General features: G+C 71.9%; 3 protein-coding genes. All 3 read left to right on the top strand.

Annotation, left to right across the window (positions count from 1 at the left end):
- Positions 1-306 precede the first annotated feature (306 nt).
- The 3 genes from ACZ4FV_RS51740 to ACZ4FV_RS51730 are packed head-to-tail and all read left to right on the top strand — an operon-like array spanning position 307 to position 3,835.
- Positions 307-1,047 (top strand): hypothetical protein, encoded by a 741-nt coding sequence (locus ACZ4FV_RS51740; protein ID WP_465328385.1) that lies wholly within the window; start codon positions 307-309, stop codon positions 1,045-1,047.
- On the top strand, positions 1,044-3,137 hold the full coding sequence (locus tag ACZ4FV_RS51735; RefSeq protein WP_465328383.1) for a type IV secretory system conjugative DNA transfer family protein: 2,094 nt from the start codon (positions 1,044-1,046) through the stop codon (positions 3,135-3,137). The genes ACZ4FV_RS51740 and ACZ4FV_RS51735 overlap by 4 nt, the downstream gene beginning before the upstream one ends.
- Positions 3,134-3,835 (top strand): hypothetical protein, encoded by a 702-nt coding sequence (locus tag ACZ4FV_RS51730; protein ID WP_465328381.1) that lies wholly within the window; start codon positions 3,134-3,136, stop codon positions 3,833-3,835. The genes ACZ4FV_RS51735 and ACZ4FV_RS51730 overlap by 4 nt, the downstream gene beginning before the upstream one ends.
- Positions 3,836-4,096 lie beyond the last annotated feature (261 nt).

Raw genomic sequence — 4,096 nt, 5'->3', positions numbered from 1 at the left:
CCACCCCCTCCCCCCCCCCCCCCCCCCCCCCCCCCCCCCCCCCCCCCCCCCCCCCAGGCGCCGGGGCGGCGGGTGGCTCGGGTGGGGGGCCGGGTGGAGCGTCCGGGGCGTGCGGGTGGGGGCGACACCGGCCCCGCGGGGCCGGTACGAGGGGTTGCTGCCGCGCCCCTCGTGCTCCCCCCGCGCGGCGTGCCGACCGTCGCCCCAGGGGCGACGAGTCGGCCCGCCGCGCGTATCCCGCCGAGCCGCCGTCCGACGCGCGATCGAGCCGCGTCCGACCACATCGAACACGAGCCGGAGCCGACTTTGGAAACCCTCAAGCGCAGATGGCAGGTCACCGACCGCGACACCGCGATGCTCGGATGGATCGGCCGGTGGAAGTGCGTCACCAACGACCAGATCGCGCGGGAGTTTGCGCGGCGCGGGCAGCCCACGAACCTGGAGAAGGTGCGTCGCCGGACCCGGGCGATGCGCGACCTGAATCTCGTCGGCTACCAGCCGGCGATCATGGCCGACCTCGCCGGGGTCCACTGGGTCAGCCGCGAGGGCATGAACTATCTCGGCACCCCGGGAGTGGTGTTCACGCCTCGTCCGTCCGAACTCCACCACGACCTCGCGGTGGTCGACCTCGCGCACGAGCTCTTGGCGAAGAATCCCCAGCGCGCCTGCGTGACCGAACGCGAGATCCGCGTCAAGGACACGGCGAACCAACTGCGCGAAGGAGCGCCGACGTACGCGGTGGTCGTGCCCAGCGCCAAGCAGGAGCGGCTCTATCCCGACCTGGTCACCGAGCACCCCGACGGCACGACGTGGGCGCACGAGGTGGAGCGCACCCGCAAGCCCGTTCCGCGGCTGATCGCCAACATGACGGCGTACACCCTGGCGCCGCACATCACCGGCGCCCTGTACTGGTGCTATCCCGAGACGCTGCCGTACGCGACCCGCGCGGCCGAGGCCGCGAACGCGCGCGGCGTCGAACTCGGACGGGGCAAAAAGATCGTCGTCAAGGAGTGGACGCCGCCCAGGTCCACCGGAGTGCTCGCGTGAGGCGCGTGAAAACCCCGCGCGGGTACGTCGAGGGCGCACCACCGCGCACACGCGGCCTGCAACCGATCGAACCGATCAACCCGTTCCTCGCGCTGCTGCGCGGCATCGTGACCATCGCCGCGGTGCTCAACCCGGTGGCCGCGCTCGTTGCCGTCGCGGGCATCGGATGCGGACGATGGATCACCCCCCGCGCCCGGTGGATCCTCGCGTGGACGGGCAGCGCAGGTGTGCTGCTGGGGTGGCCGGTCGGCATGCTCGCCTGGTACACGATCCCGTTCGAGGACCTGCGCGCGCGATGCGGCACCCGGCAGTTCGCGCACTGGGCCGAGTGCGGCAGCGCGGAGGTCGCCGCGCGATGGCCCGTGTGGCTCCTCGCGCAAACCCCGTACGCCGCCCTGCTCGCGGCCTGCGTCGCGGGATGGTGGCTGGTGCGCCGACGCCGCTTCGAGGCCGAGTGGCGCCACATCCCGAAGCCTGCCGCGAGCCCTGCGGTCACCGCAGCACTCGACCATCTCCTCTCCGCCCCGGTGCCCGAGCCGCCCACGCGCGTGGACGAGCTGCGCGTGCGCCTGGGCGTGGACCTGTACACCACGGAACCGGTCACGGTCTCGGCGAAGGCGTGCCGCCAGCACATGCTGGTGTGCGGGGTCACCGGCTACGGCAAGTCCCGCACCATCGAGCAGCTCGCGCACGAGTTCTTCGTCCAGGACGCCGCGCGGAAACTGCGGATCGGGTGGCTGTTCGCCGACATGAAGGCCGACCCGCAACTCGCCGCCGCGCTGCGCGGCGCCGCGCACAGGGCGGGGCGACGCTTCCACCTGATCACCGTCACCGGGGACGGCAGCAGCACCACGTACAACCCAATCCGGCACGGCAGCGCCGAGGAGGTGCGCAGCCGCATCGTCGAGGCGCTGGACAGCGTCGCCGACGGCGGGTTCAGCGAGCCGCACCACCGCGAGGCCGCCGAGGAGTTCCTGCTGTACGTGGTCCGCGCGCTGGACGCGGTGGTCGCGGGCGGAACCGAGGAGGCGTTCCCCGACGGCAGACGCCGCGCCTGGCGCCGCGACCTGGTGGACCTGTCGAGGATGATGACGCTCAAGCAGCTGCAACAGCACGCGTCGGCCTACGACCGCATGTTGCGGCGCGAGATCTCCGACTACGTGGCGTACATCGCCGAGGAGGCGCGTGACATCAAACGCAGCCTGCCCGGCATGGCCACGCGCGTGCGCAACCTCGCCTCCGGACAGGGCCGGCGCATCCTGGTCGAACACCCCGACGGGCTCGATCTGTACGACGCGATCCACGCGGGCGACGTCGTGCTGTTCTCCCTCGCGGCCGAGGCCGACGCCAAGGCTGCCCGCCAGCTCGGCACATTGTTCCTGACCGATCTGGGCGCGACCGGACAGCAGCTCCAGGCCGAGGGTTTCGGCGACAGCGGCCGCATGTTCGTCGCCGGTGTCGACGAGTTCACCGGCCTGGGCGGACACACCATGGCGTCCTTGTTCGCACGTGTGCGTGCCGCCGGCGGCGGCATCCTGCTGTGCACGCAGGAACTCGAGGATTTGAGGGCGGTCAGCGACGAGTTCGCCGCGTCGGTGATCACCAACACCAACGTCAAGATCCTCCACCGGCAGGGCATCTCGGCCTCCGCGATCGCCGAGCTCATCGGCACCGAGGAGGTGTGGGAGGAGACCACCCAGGTGCGCGAGAACCGCGGCCTGCCGGGCAGCACCACCACCGCCGGGACCGGCGCCGGCGCCCTGAAGCTGGTCGACCGATTCCTGATCCACCCGAACGAACTCAAGTCCCTCAGCGTCGGCCAGGCGATCGTGGTCATCGGGCAACCCGACGACACCCTCAACCGCGTGCGCATCGGCCTCGCCCCGCGACACCCCGTACCCCGCGCCCGCGTCGAGCCCGTCCCGGTCGAGGCGCCCACGGAAACGTCCTCGACACCCGGCGAACCGACGCCGGAACAGGCGCTGTTCGACGGAGAGGACAGCTGGGACAACGACCTCGACGACCCGACGGCGACCCCCGAACACCCCGACGAGCAAAAGACCGACGGCGTCGGTCGGGAGCACACATGAACCGCGAGACGACACGCATCGAATTCGGCCTCGTCCTGGCCGAGATCGGAAAACCCCGCGCGCGCGAACTCGACGCCACCGTCACCGTCTACCGATGCCCGGTGTGCGGCGGCCACGGCGATACGCGACACACACCCACCAGCGCGATCCTGATCGTGGACGGCACCGATCGTCACGTCTGCGTGGCGCACCGCTCCTGCACCGCGCCCCTCGTGATTCCGGTCGCGCCCGGGACGATGCCGACCGGACCCAGTGCCGCGATCCCGCGAGCGGTGGCCGTCACCGGCGCGGACGGCAGCCTGCGTCCGATTCTCGTGCTCGCGATCGCGGACGAAGCCACCCCGAACCCGCAGTCGGCCACGCGCGCAGCGGTGGTGGATGCCCTCGTGGAGGAGGGTCTGCATCCCTGGCGCCGACTCGACGTCACGCCGCCCGCGAGCCCGGGGTGGACGGCCGTGCTCGGCCCCGACGACCAGGCCGAGATCCACGGTCCGTACGGGATCCGACTCCAGGAAGGCCGCATGCTCGTTCCACCGGCCTGGGCACACGCGGTCGCCGACGACGGAGGTTGGGTCACCCTCGTCGCCGGCCACGTCACACACGACGCGATGCACGCCGCCGACCCTGTTCCCGGGCTGGCCGAGGCTCTGGCCGCGGGCCGCGTCACAGCCGGACGGATCGACGCGCACTTTCGCTGAGCGGTATCACGGAGACGTCCCGCTCCCGCGGTGGGCGGGGTTTCGGTAGGCGTCGAGGATCGGCGGCTGTCGCGGGTGGGTTTCCCTCCGGGGGGCCGGATCTGCCGAGGGGGCGGATCGTCCCGCGCCGGGTGGTGGGTCGGGCGGGGTGTCCCCTCGTTGACCGGTTCGCCCACGATCGCACGAACCTCGGGTGTGGGGGGGGGGGGGGGGGGGGGGGGAAAGGGGGAGAACAGCAGCCTGCAAACAAAAACACACAAA

This window comes from Embleya sp. NPDC025285 (assembly GCF_055558835.1).
This window is presented reverse-complemented; position numbering and strand designations above follow the sequence as displayed.